Below are 16,669 nucleotides of genomic sequence, written 5' to 3'. Positions count from 1 at the left end.
TACTTTCAGAAGCAAAACGGAATGGGAATAAGTTCCTTGCATACATTTATGCGCAAGAGATTGAAGAAATTAAGCGTATTTGTTTTGAAAAATACAAAATCATCATCGATTAAGAACAGATAGCATGCTTGTACATGTTATCTGTTTTTTTTCATTTGTACAACCAGTTGTTGCATATCTTCAATCAAGGGAGGTATGCGCGATGAATGTACGGGTTATAAAGGGAAAGCATACTGACAACAATATTCAAGCCTGCTATCATTATTTAGTGAAGATATATAGAAGGGAGATAGCGAAGAGAAATGAAAGCTATCTACGCAAGAGTATCGACAGAAGAATCGGCACAGAAAGGATATTCAATCGCTCATCAGATCGAGGAAGCGAAGAAGAAGGCGAAAACGGACGATGTAATGATATACACCGATGAAGGCTTTTCCGGCGAATTTCTTGAGCGTCCAGGGCTAGAGAGGTTGCGCAACGATATACGAAATGGAATAATCGATACGGTCATTGTATACGATCCTGACCGACTAGCGCGTAATCTCATGCACCAGCTGCTGCTTGATGATGAGTTTCGAAAATATAATGTTGAATTGCTGTTTGTCAATGGAGAGTATGCAAACACGCCGGAAGGGAAGCTGTTTTTTTCGATGCGCGGAGCTATTTCCGAGTTCGAAAAGGCTAAAATTCGCGAAAGAACAATGGCGGGGCGGAAAAGAAAAGCAAAACAAGGAAAAGTTGTGAAGAATGACCGAATATACGGTTACGATTACGATAAACAGACGGGACAACTCAAAATAAATGAAAGTGAAGCTGAAATCGTTCGCTTCATATTTGACAGTTTCGTTCAAGAGCGTTTCAAAGGCGTAAACGGCATTGCATTGCACTTGACTGAACGGAAAATACCGACGAAAACAGGAAAGACAGTGTGGCATCGACAAGTTGTACGGCAAATATTGATGAATGAAACGTACATGGGAAAAAAGCCACAAAACAAGTGGAATACAGAAGGCATGCTGGCGAATAAATATCGCAATGAAAAAGTGCCGATGCGCTTGCGGAGCAAAGACGAGTGGATATATGTCGATGTTCCGGCAATTGTTTCAGAAGAGCAATTTCAGCAAGCGCAAATGCTGCTAGAACAAGCGAGAAGGCGCTATACGAAAGCACCGAAACGTCAATATTTACTTTCAGGGCTGTTACGTTGCGCACAATGCGGGAACACATTGACCGGGCGATTGATGAAAAACTGGGGGAAATATCATCGCGAATATACGGACAGAAAAAACACAGCTGGCGCAAAACACCGCGGCTGCGGAATGGTCGTTCGCGCAGACGAAATCGAACAAGAAGTATGGAACTACCTTCTTGATCTATTCAACCATCCAGAACGCATACGAGAATTCCAGCCTGCTGCTGACGTTGAACATAGCTTTGAAAAGAAGGAACTTGCACGGCTTGAAAAAGAGATTGAGCGATCGCGAAAAGGGCGCAAACGCCTGCTGTCGCTTGTCACAATGTCCGATGACGACGAACTCGATCTTGAAGAGGTGAAAGAGGAAATACGCAACTTGCAGCAACGAGAAAAAGAGCTGATTGAACAATACAACCAGCTGGAACAACAACTAAAAGAAATGCAAGAAAAGCCGAACGAACACATTTTGCAAGCAGCAATCGACTTTTTCTTGAATCACAAAGAACAACTTGACTTTGAAATTAAACAAACGCTGATCCGTAAAGTTGTTAAAGAGATTCGTGTTATTGATAAAGAAAATATCGAAATTCACTTATTTTAGAACGCTTAAACAGCGTTCTTTTTACATTTTATAACGCACACTATTGTCATAAGTATTTCATTCTCGATACAACGAGCAGCATATGTCGCTAGTTTTGTTCCTTTTCCTGTTGAATAGCTTTCGATCGCTTTAATTAAGCCGATTGTGCCGATTGAAATTAAATCTTCTGGATCCTCTCCGGTGTTTTCAAACTTTTTTACAATGTGTGCAACGAGACGTAAATTATGTTCGATCAGTTTGTTTCGGGCGTGTTCATCCCCTTTAGCCATTTGTCTTAAATACATCGCTTCTTCTTTTGCATCAAGTGGCTGTGGGAAGGCATTGTTTTTTACATAAGAAACTAAAAAAACGAGTTCCTTTATAAACAAAGCGAGTGCAGAAAAAAAAGTACCCATTATCGTTCACCTCACAGGTGGTCATTTGTTGCTTATGTATGTATATGCATTAGAAAACTTGTTCGTGTTTGGACACATGATTTTTCTTTGTTTGTGAAAAGAAAATCTTGTATAATCGGGAAATGTAAAATAAATATGAAAGATGAAAGAAGGAAGAACTGTGAGAAGGGCAATGATAAAACCATTAAAACTCACTCCGCCTCAGCTACTTGCTTTTATGTTTCTTTTTCTCGTTGTTGTCGGTGGGGTGTTATTAAAGTTGCCGATTGCATCAGAGAAGGACATTAGCTGGCTTGATGCGTTCTTTTTATCGACATCTGCCGCAACGGTAACCGGTTTAGCACCGATTGATCCCGGTTCGACATTTACCTTATTTGGAGAAATTGTTTTAATGGTGCTCATTCAAGTTGGTGGACTTGGAATTATGACATTTGCGGTGCTTGTTGTCATTGTGCTTGGGAAAAAGATCGGAATGAAGCAGCGCATGTTAATGCAAGAGGCGCTAAATCAACCATCGCTTGGCGGTGTCATTCGTTTAGCGCGCAATTTATTGTTGTTTTCTTTATTGATGGAGCTTGTCGGGGCAACGTTATTAGCAATTGATTGGGTTCCGAAAATGGGCTGGGCGAAGGGGCTGTATTACAGCCTTTTCCACACGATCGCATCGTTTAATAATGCGGGGTTTGCATTATGGCCTGATAATTTATCACGTTTTGTCGGCGATCCGATCGTCAATATGACCGTCTCTTTGCTTGTTATTATTGGGGGGCTCGGTTTTACTGTCGTATTTGACGTGTTATATCAACGACGGTGGCGAAAACTATCTCTCCATACGAAGCTCATGTTAGTGATGACGCTTGTTGTGAATGTTGTGGCAATTGTTGCCGTATTTTTCTTTGAACAACATAATCCGAAAACGCTCGGTTCACTTTCGCTTCGTGAACAGCTTTGGGCCGCGTACTTTCAAGGCATTACACCAAGAACGGCAGGATTTAATACGATTGATATTGGCTCACTAGAACAACCAACAGCGATGCTTATGATTTTCCTTATGTTTATTGGTGCAGGAAGCACGTCAACTGGCGGAGGAATTAAACTGACGACATTTGCGGTCATTGTATTTGCAGTCATGAGTTTCCTAAAAGGAAAAGAAGAAACAGTGATTGCGATGCGCACGATTCGTCATACAATTATTTTACGCGCGTTAGCGATTGCATCGATGAGTATGTTGTTTATTTTTGTTGTGACGATGATGTTGACGCTTACTGAAGATGCTTCGCTCCTTGCGCTTTTATTTGAAGTCGTATCCGCGTTTGGGACCGTTGGGCTCTCGATGAATGTAACGCCGCATTTATCAATGATCGGAAAAGTGCTTATTATTTTCGTCATGTTGTTTGGAAAATTAGGTCCGTTAACGCTCGTCTATTCGATTGCGAAGCCGAAAAAAACAAACATTCGTTATCCAAATGGCGATATATTGACAGGATGAAAAAAGCGAGGGGCAGTCCCTCGCTTTTATTGTGTCGGCTCTTGCGGCATAATTAAAATTTCTACGCGTCGGTTTTTGGCGCGTCCTTCAGGAGTTGCATTGGAGGCGATCGGTTTAAATTCGCCGTACCCTTTGGCGCTAAATAGCTGCGGATCTAACTTTGTATTTTCAAGCAATAGTTTCATAAAGTTAACAGCGCGCATGACGCTTAATTCCCAGTTTGACGCAAATTTTGCATTGTTGATTGGCACATTGTCTGTATGTCCGCTAATGACGATATTGCGCGGCGGATTCATAACAAGCAAATTCGATATTTTTTTAGCGACGTTGCGATATTGCGGTTTAATATCAGCACTACCTGAATCAAACAATACGTCGTTTGCGATGGTGACAAGCAACCCTTCTTCTGTCATCGCAACAGATAATTCCCCGCTCAATTGGTTCGTTTTGACGTATTCGTTAAACTTACTTTGAATCTTTTTTAATTCCTCGTATTCTTCTTTTGAAATTTTAACGTACGGTTTTTGATTTGGCGAGTCTTTAATGACAGAGTCCACTTCTTCCCGTTCGACCGGGCTTAAATATTGTAGTGCCCCGGTACCACCTGTAAACACGCTATTAAATGCGCGCGCAATTTCCATAAATTTTTTCGAGTCAATTTGACTACTTGCGAACAATACGATAAATAGCGCAAGCAACAACGTTAATAAATCGGCGTACGGAATTAACCAGCTTTCATCGACATGTTCTTCATGATGATGTTTTTTATGCTTTTTCGCCATTATTTTGAGCTCCTTGTCCTAAAAGTTTTTGACGTTCGCTCATCGGTAAATAAGAAGCTAATTTTTGTTCAATCGCTCGCGGTGCTTGTCCTTCAATAATGGAAAGCACACCTTCAATCATCACTTGTCGCACTTTAATTTCTTCTTTTGACTTGCGCTTTAGTTTGTTCGCAAATGGATGCCAAAGGACGTATCCTGTAAAAATTCCCATAAGTGTTGCGACGAACGCCGCACTAATCGCGTGACCGAGACGCTCAATATCAGACATATCTTGTAGAGCGGCGATTAATCCAACGACGGCACCAAGTACCCCAAGCGTTGGCGCATACGTACCGGCTTGTGTAAAAATGGTAGCGTTCGCTAAGTGGCGTTCTTCCATCGCTTCAATTTCTTCAGTCATAACATCGCGAATAAATTCTTGTGACTGTCCATCAATCGCTAAACTTAATCCGTTGCGCAAAAACGGGTCATCAATTTCGGCTACTTTTGCTTCTAGCGCTAATAATCCTTCGCGGCGAGCGATGTTTGCCCACTCGACAAACAGCGGGATGAGTTCTTCAATTTTTGGTGTTTTTGACTCTTTGAAAATAACCCCAAATAATTTCGGCACTTTCGAAATTTCTTTCGTTGGAAAGGCGATTGTAACAGCGGCCGCTGTCCCTAATAAAATGATTAAAATCGCAGCAGGGTTAATGAGCACAGATGGGCTTACACCTTTAAACACCATTCCGACACCGACAGCGATAATGCCAAGAATGAGCCCGATTAAGGACGTACGGTCCATGATATCACCTCTAGTTGTAGAATGAAAAACAAATCCAAGTTTATCATATAATTTATCCGAATGTTTGAAAAGGGAAATTTGTACGAAAAAAACCCTTGAAGTGGAAAACTTCAAGGGTTAAATTTTCTTTAGTCTAAATGAACCAACCATTAAAAGAGAAAGCGTGAAAATAATAAAAATAAAGACGTAAGGCGGAAAATAGTGAATTGTTAAATAACTGAGCGTCAATAAACACCCTGCAGCTGTGATCGGCAAGCCGGTAAAATACCCGTTGCTTTCAGTAATGTTAAACCGAGCTAAACGAAATGCCCCACACCCGATATAAAAAATCGTAAAAAATGAGCCGGGTGCCCCAAATTCGTGCAACAATCCTTGATAAAGTAATAGTGCAGGTGCTACTCCAAATGATATAATATCACTCATTGAGTCCAATTGTTTTCCTAAGTCTGATTCGATGTTCATTTTCCGAGCGACTGTTCCGTCAAAACGATCGGCAAGTGCAGCTAAAAAGATAAATAATACAGAGACGTTCAGCTGGCCTTTTACCGCAAATAAAATCGCGAAACCGCCTAAGCTTAAGTTTGTTAACGTCAATACGTTTGCCGTATGCGCTTTAAGTTTTTTAATGGTATGATCAATATAATCGGATAAAAACATATAAGTTCACTCCTTTATTGAAATCGTGCCGACCCACTTGCCAAAAATATCACTCGGTTACTAATATTTTATTGATAATAAGCAAACTAGTAAAGGATATTCTTTACTTGAGGGGGGAAAATCGTTGGTTAAATGGCTATATCAACTATTTATTGAATTGACAAATCATGCATGGACATCGAAATGTCTCGCTTCGTTCACACGATCGAAATGGAGTCGGTTATTCATTTCATCTTATGCGAAAGTATACAAAATTAATAAAGAAGAAATGGAAAAAAAGCTACATGAATACGAAACGTTACAACAATTGTTCGTGCGTACGTTAAAAAAAGGGCTTCGTCCGATCGATACACATCCAGATAGCGTCGTCAGCCCGGTTGATGCAGTCATTGAAGATGTTGGGATCATTACGGATCAAAAAGAAATCATCGTCAAAGGAAAAACGTATTCGATTCGTGAAATGCTTGGCGATGATCAGATAGCTGAAAAATATTTGCATGGAACGTTTATTATTTTGTATTTAAGTCCGAGTCACTATCATCGCATTCATAGTCCAATATGTGGAGAAGTAGTGAAGCAGTGGGAGCTCGGTGGGAAGTCATACCCTGTAAACCGCCTTGGATTGAAATATGGCAAGGCCCCACTTTCTAAAAATTACAGAAGAATTACCGAACTGTATACAAATGGCATGTATACGGCTATCGTGAAAGTCGGAGCGATGTTTGTCAACAGCATTGAATTAACACATGAACATGATTATGTGAAAAAAGGAGAAGAAATCGGATATTTTTCATTCGGTTCTACGGTTGTGCTACTGTTTGAAAAAGATGTGTTCACATTAGACGAACAAATCGTTCCGCCATTTGAAGTAAAAATGGGACAACGAATCGGCTTTTTGGCGCAAAAGAAAAAGAGCCAATAGAGGCTCAATTATGATGTTTGTTTCAGTTTATGATGAAGACGACGACGGAAAATCTCACGCTCAATCAGTTGAATAAATTCTTTGCTTAGTTGTAATTCTTTCGCTTTGTAGTATGATTCAATTAATAAGTCGTCAGGCAAACATTTCATTTTTTCGCCTCCTCGGTATACAAAGGAAAATGTATACATATAATGGTAGGTTTATCTCTACTTTATCACAAATCAAAAATAAGAACAATTGTTCTAATTATCCACATGTGATGGTGGATAAGTTGTGGATTTATTGTTTATAAAGGTGATGAAATGTTGAAAAATGCGTGTGGATGATGTGTATAAAGTTATCCACAAAACGTGAAAAACGTCGGGATTTGTCGAAAAATTTTACAATTTGTTTATTTATGTAAAAAACGGAGAAGGAATGAGGAAGTATGTTAAAATATTTTTTGCCAAATGAACATGCGAAAAGTATTTTTGAGATTACGCCAGAACATTTGAAACAAAAAGGAATGAAAGGGATTATTACCGATTTAGACAATACGTTAATTGAATGGGATCGTCCGCTTGCGACGCCGGAAGTTGTCAGTTGGTTTGAACAAATGAAACAAAGCGGCATTCAAGTGACAATCGTGTCAAACAACAATAAAAAAAGAGTGGAAGCGTTCGCGAAGCCGCTCGGCATCCCGTTCATTTTCGAGGCGCGCAAGCCGTTAACGAGAGCGTTCCAACAAGCGTTGCGCGACATGAAGCTAAGAAAGGAAGAAGTCGTCGTCATCGGCGACCAGCTTCTTACCGATGTGTTTGGCGGTAATCGCCTCGGATTGCATACGATTTTAGTCGTCCCTGTTGCGCAAACAGACGGCTTTTTTACGCGTGTGAATCGAAATATTGAACGAAAAATTTTAAATGTCATGCGAAAAAAAGGTATGATTCATTGGGAGTGATGATAATGAGTGAACAAGTCATTTGTATTGGATGTGGAGTAACGATTCAAACAGAAGACGAAACGAAAGTCGGATATGCGCCTCTTTCAGCGCTTGAACGCGACCCGATTATTTGTCAACGTTGTTTTCGGTTAAAACATTACAACGAAGTGCAAGACGTATCATTAACAGATGACGACTTTTTAAACATTTTGCACGGCATCGGACAAGCAGATGGACTTGTCGTGAAAATCGTTGATATTTTCGATTTCAATGGAAGCTGGTTGCCAGGGTTGCATCGGTTTGTCGGAAAAAAAGATGTGTTACTTGTCGGCAATAAAGTGGATTTGTTGCCAAAGTCCGTCAAACATGAAAAGGTCACGCGTTGGATGAAACAAACTGCACGAGAACTTGGCTTACAGCCGCGTGACGTTTTTTTAGTTAGTGCACATAAAGGATATGGCATGAAGGAAGTCATGACGGCGATTGACGAGTATCGCAACGGAAAAGACGTATATGTTGTCGGTTGTACGAACGTTGGAAAATCAACGTTTATTAACCGTATTATTAAAGAAGCGACGGGTAAAGGAAATGTCATTACGACATCATATTTTCCAGGGACAACGCTTGATATGATTGAAATTCCACTCGATGATGGCTCAGCGCTTCATGATACACCGGGAATTATAAACCATCATCAAATGGCGCATTTCGTTGACAAGAAAGATTTAAAAGTCATTACACCGAAAAAAGAAATTAAGCCGAAAGTATATCAATTGAACGAACAACAGACGTTGTTTTTTGGTGGGCTTGCTCGATTAGATTATGTAAGTGGTGGGAGACGTCCATTTGTATGTTATATGTCGAATGAATTATTTATTCATCGAACGAAACGTGAACATGCCGATGAATTGTATGAAAGACATCTTGGTGAATTGTTGCAGCCGCCGCGCAAAAGCTATTGCGAGCAATTGCCACCGCTTGTCGCCCATCATTTTACGTTAAAAGAACCAAAAACAGATATCGTTTTTTCAGGGCTTGGCTGGGTGACGTGTCACGAGCCGGGGGCACAAGTCATCGCATATGCGCCAAAAGGCGTTGGGGTAATGTTGCGGAAGTCGCTCATTTAACACAAAGGGGGAGAGGATTTTGAAACTATTTGGGCTGATCGGCTGTCCTGTTCATCATTCGTTGTCGCCGCTTATGCATAACGATGCGTTTCAATCGTTACATATTGATGCGCATTATCATGCGTTTCACGTCGAACCGCATATGTTAAAAGAGGCGGTAGAAGGCTTAAAAGCGTTACAATGCGCTGGGTTTAATGTGACGATCCCGCATAAGACAGCGGTGATGGAATATATGGATGAGCTTGATGAAACGGCTAAGCAAATGGGGGCAGTAAACACAGTCGTTAATGAAAACGGAAAATGGGTTGGCTATAATACAGATGGTGAAGGATTTGTCCGAGCGTTATGCGAGCAAATGAACATTGAATTATCTGGCGCACGCATATTGATTATCGGTGCAGGTGGAGCGGCGCGCGGCATTTATTTTACTCTTTTAAAACATGAAGCAGCTGCTATTGATGTATGTAATCGCACGACGGAAAAGGCAGAGGCGTTTATTCAAAAAGAACGGTCAGCTGTGTATTCGCTTGAACAAGCAGAAGAACGGTTAGGAGCGTACGACATCATCATTAATACAACGTCTGTCGGTATGTACCCGCATGTCGATACGATGCCGATCTCCCTTCAAACGTTAAAAACCGGGACGATCGTCAGCGACATTATTTACAATCCACTCATGACGAAATTTTTGCAAGAAGCAAAAGAAAAAGGAGCGCGCGTGCAAAACGGTGTAGGCATGTTCGTCTATCAAGGTGCACTAGCGTTCGAAAAGTGGACAGGGATCTTTCCAAATACGAAACGAATGGAACAACTTGTGATACAACAGTTAGGAGGAAAAACATGTTAACAGGAAAACAAAAACGATTTTTACGTTCTTTAGCTCATCATTTAACACCGATTTTCCAAGTGGGAAAAGGTGGCGTCAATGACAATATGATTAAGCAAATTGCCGATGCGCTTGAAGCGAGAGAGCTGATTAAAGTGAGTGTATTAAAAAATTGCGAAGAAGAAAAAGAAGTAGTGGCAGAGCAGTTAGCGGAAGGTGCAGGGGCGGAAGTTGTCCAACTGATTGGGCATACGATCGTATTATATAAAGAATCGCGTGAACATAAACAAATTGTGTTGCCGAAATAGGAGCGTTGTGGTGAAAAAAGTAGGCATTTTAGGTGGGACGTTTGATCCGCCTCATTACGGGCATTTATTAATTGCGGATGATGTACGAACGGAGTTACAGCTCGATGAAATATGGTTTATGCCAAATTACATTCCACCTCATAAAGATAAACAGGTGACGGATCATGTGCATCGCGTTCATATGTTGCGGGCGGCGATTGCGAATCAACCGCACTTTCGCGTTGAAACGATTGAGCTTGAACGAAAAGAGCGATCATATACGTACGATACGATCGTTTTGTTGAAGCAAAGATATCCGGATACGATGTTTTACTTTATTATCGGTGGAGATATGGTTGAATATTTACCGAATTGGTATCGAATTGACGAACTTGTTCAGCTTGTGCAATTTGTCGGGGTGAAACGGCCTGGCTATTCTCTTCGTACACCGTATCCGATCATCGAAGTGGACGTGCCGACGTTTGCGGTTTCTTCTTCGCTCATTCGTGAGCGGATTCAAAGTGGGAAAAGTGTCACGTATTTGTTGCCGGAAGCGGTTCAATTATATATAAAGGAGAATCGGTTGTATGAAACGTGAAGAAGCGTTAGCGATCGTGCGCACACAATTAAAAGAACAGCGGTATATTCATACGTTAGGCGTGATGGAAACAGCCATTGAACTGGCGAAATTGTACGGAGCTGATGTGCAAAAAGCGGAATTGGCGGCAATTTTTCACGACTATGCAAAATTCCGCACAAAAGAAGAAATGAAGCGCATCATTATCGAACAACATATGCCCCAAGATTTGTTAGCATATAGCCCAGAGTTATGGCATGCGCCTGTTGGGGCATATTTAGTCCAAACGGAAGTCGGCATTCAAGATGAAGACATTTTACAAGCGATACGTTATCATACATCAGGAAGACCAAATATGACATTGCTTGAGAAAATTGTATACATCGCTGATTACATTGAGCCAAATCGTTCGTTTCCGGGTGTTGACGAAGTGCGTGCGTTGGCGCGAGAACATCTAGATCGTGCGCTGTTTCGAGCGCTTCAAAATACGATCCAATTTTTAATGGACAAACGCGAACCGATTTACCCAGATACGTTCCATACGTATAATGATATAGCTAAAAAATTGAAGGAGGTTTCTTCATGACAGAACGAGATATTTTACGTATTGCAGTACAAGCAGCGGATGACAAAAAAGCCGAAAACATCGTAGCGTTAAATATGAAAGGCATTTCGCTTGTCGCTGACTACTTTATGATTTGTCACGGTCATTCCGATAAACAAGTACAAGCGATCGCGCGTGAAATTAAAGAAAAAGCAGAAGAGCATGGTGTTGTAGTCAAACGTGTTGAAGGATTTGACGAGGCGCGTTGGATTTTAGTTGATTTAGGAGATGTTGTCGTTCACGTGTTTCATAAAGAAGACCGCGAATATTACAATCTTGAACGCTTATGGGGCGACGCACCGCATGAACACATTGAGAGTGATCTTGGGGCATGACGTACGAACGATTTGCGAGTTGGTATGATCAATTAATGAGCGATGCTCCATACGATGCGTGGTGTGCCCTCGTTGAACGAACGGTTGCTTCGTATCACAATGGAAAACGACTGCTTGATCTCGGATGCGGTACAGGGGAACTTGCGATTCGGTTAGCGGAAAAAGGGTTTGACGTCACCGGTGTCGATTTGTCGGAACAAATGTTGACTATTGCGCAGATGAAAGCAGAGGAGCGGGGGGTAAACCTCTCGTTTTTTCAGCAAGATATGCGCGAATTTGGCCCGTTCGAGCCGTTTGATACAATCGTCATTTTTTGTGATTCACTCAATTATTTATTACAGGAAGAAGACGTCGTCGCTACGTTTATGCGCGTATATGAACAATTGCGACCTGGCGGATTGTTTTTATTTGATGTACATTCTTTATTTAAAATGGAACACGTCTTTTTACATCATCGCACGTTTGCGAGCAATGATGACCAAGTGAGCTACATATGGAACTGTTACGAAGGACCGTGGCCACATAGCGTCGAACATGAGCTCACGTTTTTTGTTCAATTACAAGAAGGTGTGTATGAACGAGTCGATGAAATGCACGTACAGAGAACATACGATGTCGATCAATATGTCATGTGGTTAAAACAAGCAGGATTTCGCCTGTTGCATGTATGGGCAGATTTCACAGAACAGCAACCGACAAAAGAAAGCGAGCGCATTTTCTTCATCGCGCAAAAATAAAGATCCCAAAAGTGCCTCACTTTTGGGATTTTTCTTTAACAAATAAGCAGGATTTTTTTTGTTAATCGCGAATATTGTCAATTTGTTGGCGCACTCTTTCTGTTTCTTCATAAAACTTTTCGTGTGTTTTTTGAAAAACGTGGACGAACAAGTCCCCGACTTCTTTTTCTAACACTTCAATGCCTGCTCCTGTAATGCCGCCTTTCACACACACTTTTTCCTGCAATGTCGGTAGCGTGTACAATTGCTGTTCAAGCAATGCCCCTAGCCCAATAATCATATCTGTCGCTAACGTTGTTGCTTGTTCTTTCGTAATGGATGTTTGTTGAACGGCTGCATCGATAAACTTTTGAATTAAGTAGCTGAAAAAAGCAGGACCGCAGCTCGTTAAATCAGAAGCGATGCGGGTGATAGGCTCGTCTATGTATATTGGGCGAGAAATGGAGCGGAATAGTTGTTCAATCGTTGTCCGATCTGCTTCTGTGCAACGTTCACTTACCGTAATTAACGTACTTCCAGCGAGTGCGCGATTTGTAATGCTCGGAATGACGCGAGCGACGCTACATGGCACGAGTGATTCAAGTTGTTGCACAGAAATGGGGCTCGTAATCGATACGATGCAATGATGATCGGTCAAATGCGGACGAAGTTGCTTTAGAACATCGGGCATATGCAACGGTTTCGTGCAAATAAAAACAATCGTTGCGTGTTTTGCTACTTCTTCATTCGTCGCCACGACGTGGACGTCCGGGTAACGTTTTTGTATATTGTATGCTTTTTCAAGCGTCCGATTCGTAATGAATAGTTGTTCTGGCTTTACCGCATTTCCGTTAATAAACGATTCAATTAAAATCGTTCCCATATTTCCTGTTCCAATAAAACCTATATTCAACGGTACTCCCCCCTTATCCGTCACCACTATACGTCATATGTATGCACGAATAATGCTTTTTATGAAAGGATGAAAGCATGAAGTGGATAAAAACATATGAACGTTGGATATATGTAGGCTTAATTGTCATTGGAGCGATCATTTGGATCGTGCAACAACAAGAGGACGCCCCCGTACAACAGCTTCCTTTAGAGCATGTAGAACAAGAGGAACAGCAAGAACAACAAGTAGAGGAACAAGCTCCCGTTATTGTCGATGTGAAAGGAGCCGTCAAACGAGCGGGAGTATATGAAGTGGCACCGACAAGCCGCATTCACGACGTCATTCAACTGGCAGGAGGATTAACAGACGAAGCGGATGAAACGAAAGTAAATTTGGCGATGAAAGTGCATGATGAAATGGTCATTTACGTGCCGAAAAAAGGCGAAGACATCATCGTGGAAACAGCCAGTCAAACGAGCCGTTCAAGTGGGAAAATCAACATTAACACAGCAACGATTGAACAACTACAAACGTTACAAGGAATTGGTCCTGCGAAAGCATCCGCCATCATTGCATATCGCGAGGAACATGGACCGTTTCAAAAAGTGGAAGATTTGTTGAATGTGAGTGGAATCGGTTCGAAATCACTTGAAAAAATAAAAGAACAAATTGTCGTTCGCTAAAATTGACGATAAACTAAAGGCATAATGGACAAGGGGGAGAAGTAGATGGAGCGAATTACATGGGATCAATATTTTATGGCCCAAAGCCATCTGTTAGCGTTACGTAGCACGTGCACAAGGCTAGCCGTCGGGGCAACCATTGTGCGCGATAAGCGCATCATTGCTGGGGGATATAACGGTTCGATCGCAGGTGGGGCGCATTGTATTGATGAAGGATGTTATGTCATCGACAACCATTGCGTGCGCACGATTCATGCAGAAATGAACGCTATCTTACAATGTGCCAAGTTTGGTGTGCCAACAGAAGGGGCGGAAATATACGTCACTCATTTTCCGTGTTTACAATGTTGTAAGGCGATCATTCAAAGCGGGATAAAAGCTGTTTATTATGCGAACGACTATAAAAATCACCCATTCGCTTTGCAGTTGTTCGAACAAGCTGGCGTAACGGTCAAGCACGTCCCGTTTGATGTAAACTCGATCCCAACCTTTTTACATGCAAAGGGGAGATGACGTATCGTTTATGTGGCGATGGCGGCCGTTTTGGCCGTCTTGTCTATGCTAACAAAATCGGTTGTTTGTTTTACATTGTCATGTGTGTATAGTTTCTTTTTACTTTGGCGAAAGCGAGCGTTATTTTTCGCTTGCATGTGCTGTTATTTATTTTTCTCGTTGTGGAGCAGATGGGTAGCTGTGCATCATGTGACAACGCTTTCTGGGAATGAAACGACATTTTTTGTCCGATTCATTGCTCCGATTTATATTGACGGCGATCGAGTGAAAACGACTGTCCAATGGCAAAAAGAACGATTACAGCTCGTTTATCGTCTTCGAACAGAAGAGGAAAAACGAAAATGGGAAGAGATTCAAATAGGGACAGCATGTTTACTAAAAGGGGAGCTTGAACGCCCTTCTTTGCCGACAAATCCATATGCTTTTAATTATCGTCGCTATTTGTTTTACGAGCGCATTCATTGGATCGTTCGTCCGAATTCTCTTGAAAGTTGTACACGCACAAATGTAACATGGATAGAACGATTACAAATCATTCGTCAACAAGGTGTTCGCTACATTCAACATCACTTTCCAAATGACGTAAGTGCGTTTATGCAAGCGCTCATTTATGGTGAACGAAGCGATATAGAGCCAACGGTACTCGCTAGTTATCAAAAGTTAGGGCTTATTCATCTGCTTGCGATTTCGGGCTTGCATATGACATTGCTCGTCGGTGGTTGTTTTTATTTGTTTATTCGCTTCGGTATTTCAAGAGAACGAGCGACGGTCATATTGCTTGGGTGTATCCCGCTGTATGCTGTTTTAGCCGGTGCCGCTCCGTCAGTAATGCGCGCGGCCATTATGACAAGTTGTTTTCTCCTTTTTTCTTCTCGTTTCCGCACAATTGATGCGTTAAGTATCGCTTGCCTCCTTTTATTAGGGAAAAATCCGTATACTGTATTTCAGCTCGGTTTTCAACTATCTTTTCTCGTTTGTTTTGCGTTAATTATTTGCTCTTCGTTCATTCAAAACGAACGCTCTATTGTTCGCCAATTGTTCATGACATCTTTCATTGCACAAATAAGTACATTACCACTTTTGCTTTATCACTTTTACGAAGTGTCTCTTTTATCCATTCCGTTAAATATCATCTTTGTTCCACTTTATTCGTTTATCATTTTGCCGCTTTGCTTTGTAGCCCTTCTCAGCCACTTGTTCATGCCATTTGTTAGTTCTCTGATCATATATGTATTGACGGTTGTGCTTGAACATACGAACGCACTTGTTCTCTCATTATCCGATATGTTCGTGCTTACGCTCGGTCGTCCGTCACTATGGCTGCTTGTTGCTTATATCGTCTCCGTTTTTCTCTTTTTTCTTTCTTTCGAATCGAAAAAGCGCGCGGTTATGTTTCGTTTTTCGTTTCTTTTTGTTATGATCGCACATGTCATTTGGCCATTTTTTCGTCCGACCGGTGAAGTCGTCATGTTAGACGTTGGACAAGGGGATAGTATATATATTGAACTGCCTTATCGAAAAGCTGTTTATATGATTGATACGGGTGGAACGATGTCATTTACTGATGAACATTGGAAAAAACGAAAGCAATCGTTTCGTGTTGGGGAAGATGTAATCGTTCCGTTTTTAAAAGCAAAAGGAGTTCGTACGCTTGATGCACTTATCGCAACACATGGTGATTTCGATCATATTGGTGATATAAACGATATATTCGATGCTGTTCGTGTACGAAAACTTATCGTCGGTATGCAACGAAATGATTTAATCGAATCGGTGATGGAGCAAGCAATAAATAAAGGGACACGTGTGCAAATAGTGAAAAGTGGCGATCGTTGGACGGTTGGGAAAGCGCAATTTTACATTCTCTCTCCATTTGGAAACGAAGAGACGACAAACGATGGTTCGATTGTGTTGTATGCATTGATGGGAGGAGCATATTGGCTATTTACAGGTGACTTAGAAGAAAAAGGGGAACAACAAATTATGAGAACGTACCCGTCATTGCCAGTCGACATATTAAAAGTAGGGCATCATGGAAGTAAAACGTCGACGTCTGAATCGTTTTTACGACATATACGTCCGAAGTTGGCGCTTATTTCAGTTGGGCGCGGCAACCGATATGGTCATCCGCACCGGGAAGTCATCGAACGTTTACGTCACGATCACGTGCGCATATTTCGCACCGATGAACATGGTGCGGTCGTCATTCGTTTTCATGATTAATCACGCAGGAAACCCCTGCTTTCAAGCATGGGGAGGAATGCGTTTTTTTTGTTTATTTTTCACTAAAAAAATATAAAATAAAATTAGTGAAAGGTGGTGAGGACATGAAATTGACTTTAACAGCAAAAATTAAAAT

20 protein-coding genes are annotated in these 16,669 nt (G+C 41.4%); 14 read left to right on the top strand and 6 right to left on the bottom strand.

Annotated features, from left to right (window positions below):
* The first annotated feature begins 302 nt into the window (after positions 1-302).
* The gene (locus tag LD028_RS15650; protein ID WP_237812303.1) at positions 303-1,796 is read left to right on the top strand and encodes a recombinase family protein; all 1,494 of its coding nucleotides are present in this window, start codon (positions 303-305) and stop codon (positions 1,794-1,796) included.
* 5 nt (positions 1,797-1,801) lie between these two features.
* On the opposite strand, the gene LD028_RS15645 is transcribed toward LD028_RS15650, so the two are convergent.
* Positions 1,802-2,191 (bottom strand): sigma-70 family RNA polymerase sigma factor, encoded by a 390-nt coding sequence (locus tag LD028_RS15645; protein ID WP_304512064.1) that lies wholly within the window; start codon positions 2,189-2,191, stop codon positions 1,802-1,804.
* Positions 2,192-2,363: 172 nt separating this feature from the next.
* On the opposite strand from LD028_RS15645, the gene LD028_RS15640 reads away from it, so the two are divergent.
* Positions 2,364-3,680, top strand: a complete 1,317-nt coding sequence (locus LD028_RS15640) for a TrkH family potassium uptake protein (protein ID WP_275124996.1) — start codon at positions 2,364-2,366, stop codon at positions 3,678-3,680.
* 26 nt (positions 3,681-3,706) lie between these two features.
* Here LD028_RS15640 and motB read toward each other — a convergent pair whose 3' ends face one another.
* The 3 genes from motB to pssA form a co-directional block, all read right to left on the bottom strand.
* On the bottom strand, positions 3,707-4,462 hold the full coding sequence (gene motB, locus LD028_RS15635) for a flagellar motor protein MotB (protein WP_094240714.1): 756 nt from the start codon (positions 4,460-4,462) through the stop codon (positions 3,707-3,709).
* A complete protein-coding gene (gene motA / locus LD028_RS15630) occupies positions 4,446-5,246 on the bottom strand; it encodes a flagellar motor stator protein MotA (RefSeq protein WP_006317787.1) in 801 nt (266 codons plus the stop codon). Before motA ends, motB begins: the two co-directional genes overlap by 17 nt.
* A gap of 117 nt (positions 5,247-5,363) precedes the next feature.
* Positions 5,364-5,903 carry a CDP-diacylglycerol--serine O-phosphatidyltransferase gene (gene pssA, locus LD028_RS15625; RefSeq protein WP_237812301.1) on the bottom strand — a complete coding sequence of 180 codons (540 nt, stop codon included), beginning with the start codon at positions 5,901-5,903 and terminating at the stop codon, positions 5,364-5,366.
* Positions 5,904-6,027: 124 nt separating this feature from the next.
* Here pssA and LD028_RS15620 point away from each other — a divergent pair, with 124 nt between their 5' ends.
* Positions 6,028-6,825, top strand: coding sequence for a phosphatidylserine decarboxylase (locus LD028_RS15620; protein ID WP_077428844.1), 798 nt, complete (start codon positions 6,028-6,030; stop codon positions 6,823-6,825).
* An 8-nt stretch (positions 6,826-6,833) separates the two neighbouring features.
* Here LD028_RS15620 and LD028_RS15615 read toward each other — a convergent pair whose 3' ends face one another.
* On the bottom strand, positions 6,834-6,974 hold the full coding sequence (locus tag LD028_RS15615; protein WP_035019450.1) for a sporulation histidine kinase inhibitor Sda: 141 nt from the start codon (positions 6,972-6,974) through the stop codon (positions 6,834-6,836).
* A 278-nt stretch (positions 6,975-7,252) separates the two neighbouring features.
* Here LD028_RS15615 and LD028_RS15610 point away from each other — a divergent pair, with 278 nt between their 5' ends.
* Genes LD028_RS15610 through LD028_RS15575 form a run of 8 tightly spaced genes read left to right on the top strand, consistent with a single transcriptional unit; the run spans position 7,253 to position 12,240 of the window.
* Entirely contained in the window at positions 7,253-7,765 is a 513-nt protein-coding gene (locus LD028_RS15610) for a YqeG family HAD IIIA-type phosphatase (protein ID WP_237812300.1), read from the top strand.
* Positions 7,766-7,770: 5 nt separating this feature from the next.
* Complete coding sequence (gene yqeH, locus LD028_RS15605; protein ID WP_237810659.1) at positions 7,771-8,874, top strand: ribosome biogenesis GTPase YqeH; 1,104 nt, start codon at positions 7,771-7,773, stop codon at positions 8,872-8,874.
* A gap of 19 nt (positions 8,875-8,893) precedes the next feature.
* Positions 8,894-9,721, top strand: a complete 828-nt coding sequence (gene aroE, locus LD028_RS15600; RefSeq protein ID WP_255706777.1) for a shikimate dehydrogenase — start codon at positions 8,894-8,896, stop codon at positions 9,719-9,721.
* Positions 9,715-10,008, top strand: coding sequence for a ribosome assembly RNA-binding protein YhbY (gene yhbY, locus LD028_RS15595; RefSeq protein WP_004889429.1), 294 nt, complete (start codon positions 9,715-9,717; stop codon positions 10,006-10,008). Before aroE ends, yhbY begins: the two co-directional genes overlap by 7 nt.
* Before the next feature lie 10 nt (positions 10,009-10,018).
* Positions 10,019-10,585, top strand: coding sequence for a nicotinate-nucleotide adenylyltransferase (locus tag LD028_RS15590; protein ID WP_004889430.1), 567 nt, complete (start codon positions 10,019-10,021; stop codon positions 10,583-10,585).
* Complete coding sequence (yqeK, locus tag LD028_RS15585; protein ID WP_004889432.1) at positions 10,575-11,150, top strand: bis(5'-nucleosyl)-tetraphosphatase (symmetrical) YqeK; 576 nt, start codon at positions 10,575-10,577, stop codon at positions 11,148-11,150. Before LD028_RS15590 ends, yqeK begins: the two co-directional genes overlap by 11 nt.
* Entirely contained in the window at positions 11,147-11,503 is a 357-nt protein-coding gene (rsfS, locus tag LD028_RS15580; RefSeq protein ID WP_237810660.1) for a ribosome silencing factor, read from the top strand. The genes yqeK and rsfS overlap by 4 nt, the downstream gene beginning before the upstream one ends.
* A complete protein-coding gene (locus tag LD028_RS15575; protein ID WP_237810661.1) occupies positions 11,500-12,240 on the top strand; it encodes a class I SAM-dependent DNA methyltransferase in 741 nt (246 codons plus the stop codon). The genes rsfS and LD028_RS15575 overlap by 4 nt, the downstream gene beginning before the upstream one ends.
* A gap of 61 nt (positions 12,241-12,301) precedes the next feature.
* Here the strand turns inward: LD028_RS15575 and comER are convergent, their stop codons facing one another.
* On the bottom strand, positions 12,302-13,132 hold the full coding sequence (gene comER, locus LD028_RS15570; protein ID WP_237810662.1) for a late competence protein ComER: 831 nt from the start codon (positions 13,130-13,132) through the stop codon (positions 12,302-12,304).
* Positions 13,133-13,209: 77 nt separating this feature from the next.
* Between comER and LD028_RS15565 the strand changes: the two genes are divergently transcribed.
* Genes LD028_RS15565 through LD028_RS15555 form a run of 3 tightly spaced genes read left to right on the top strand, consistent with a single transcriptional unit; the run spans position 13,210 to position 16,533 of the window.
* Positions 13,210-13,797, top strand: coding sequence for a helix-hairpin-helix domain-containing protein (locus LD028_RS15565; protein WP_237810663.1), 588 nt, complete (start codon positions 13,210-13,212; stop codon positions 13,795-13,797).
* A gap of 45 nt (positions 13,798-13,842) precedes the next feature.
* Positions 13,843-14,310 carry a ComE operon protein 2 gene (locus LD028_RS15560; RefSeq protein ID WP_006317820.1) on the top strand — a complete coding sequence of 156 codons (468 nt, stop codon included), beginning with the start codon at positions 13,843-13,845 and terminating at the stop codon, positions 14,308-14,310.
* 18 nt (positions 14,311-14,328) lie between these two features.
* Positions 14,329-16,533, top strand: coding sequence for a DNA internalization-related competence protein ComEC/Rec2 (locus LD028_RS15555; protein WP_237810666.1), 2,205 nt, complete (start codon positions 14,329-14,331; stop codon positions 16,531-16,533).
* Positions 16,534-16,669: the final 136 nt, after the last annotated feature.

This window comes from Anoxybacillus sp. LAT27 (assembly GCF_022030075.1).
In the GTDB taxonomy this organism is placed as follows: domain Bacteria; phylum Bacillota; class Bacilli; order Bacillales; family Anoxybacillaceae; genus Anoxybacillus; species Anoxybacillus kestanbolensis.
Note: the sequence above shows the minus strand (reverse complement) of the source record. Positions and strands in the feature narration are given on the sequence as shown.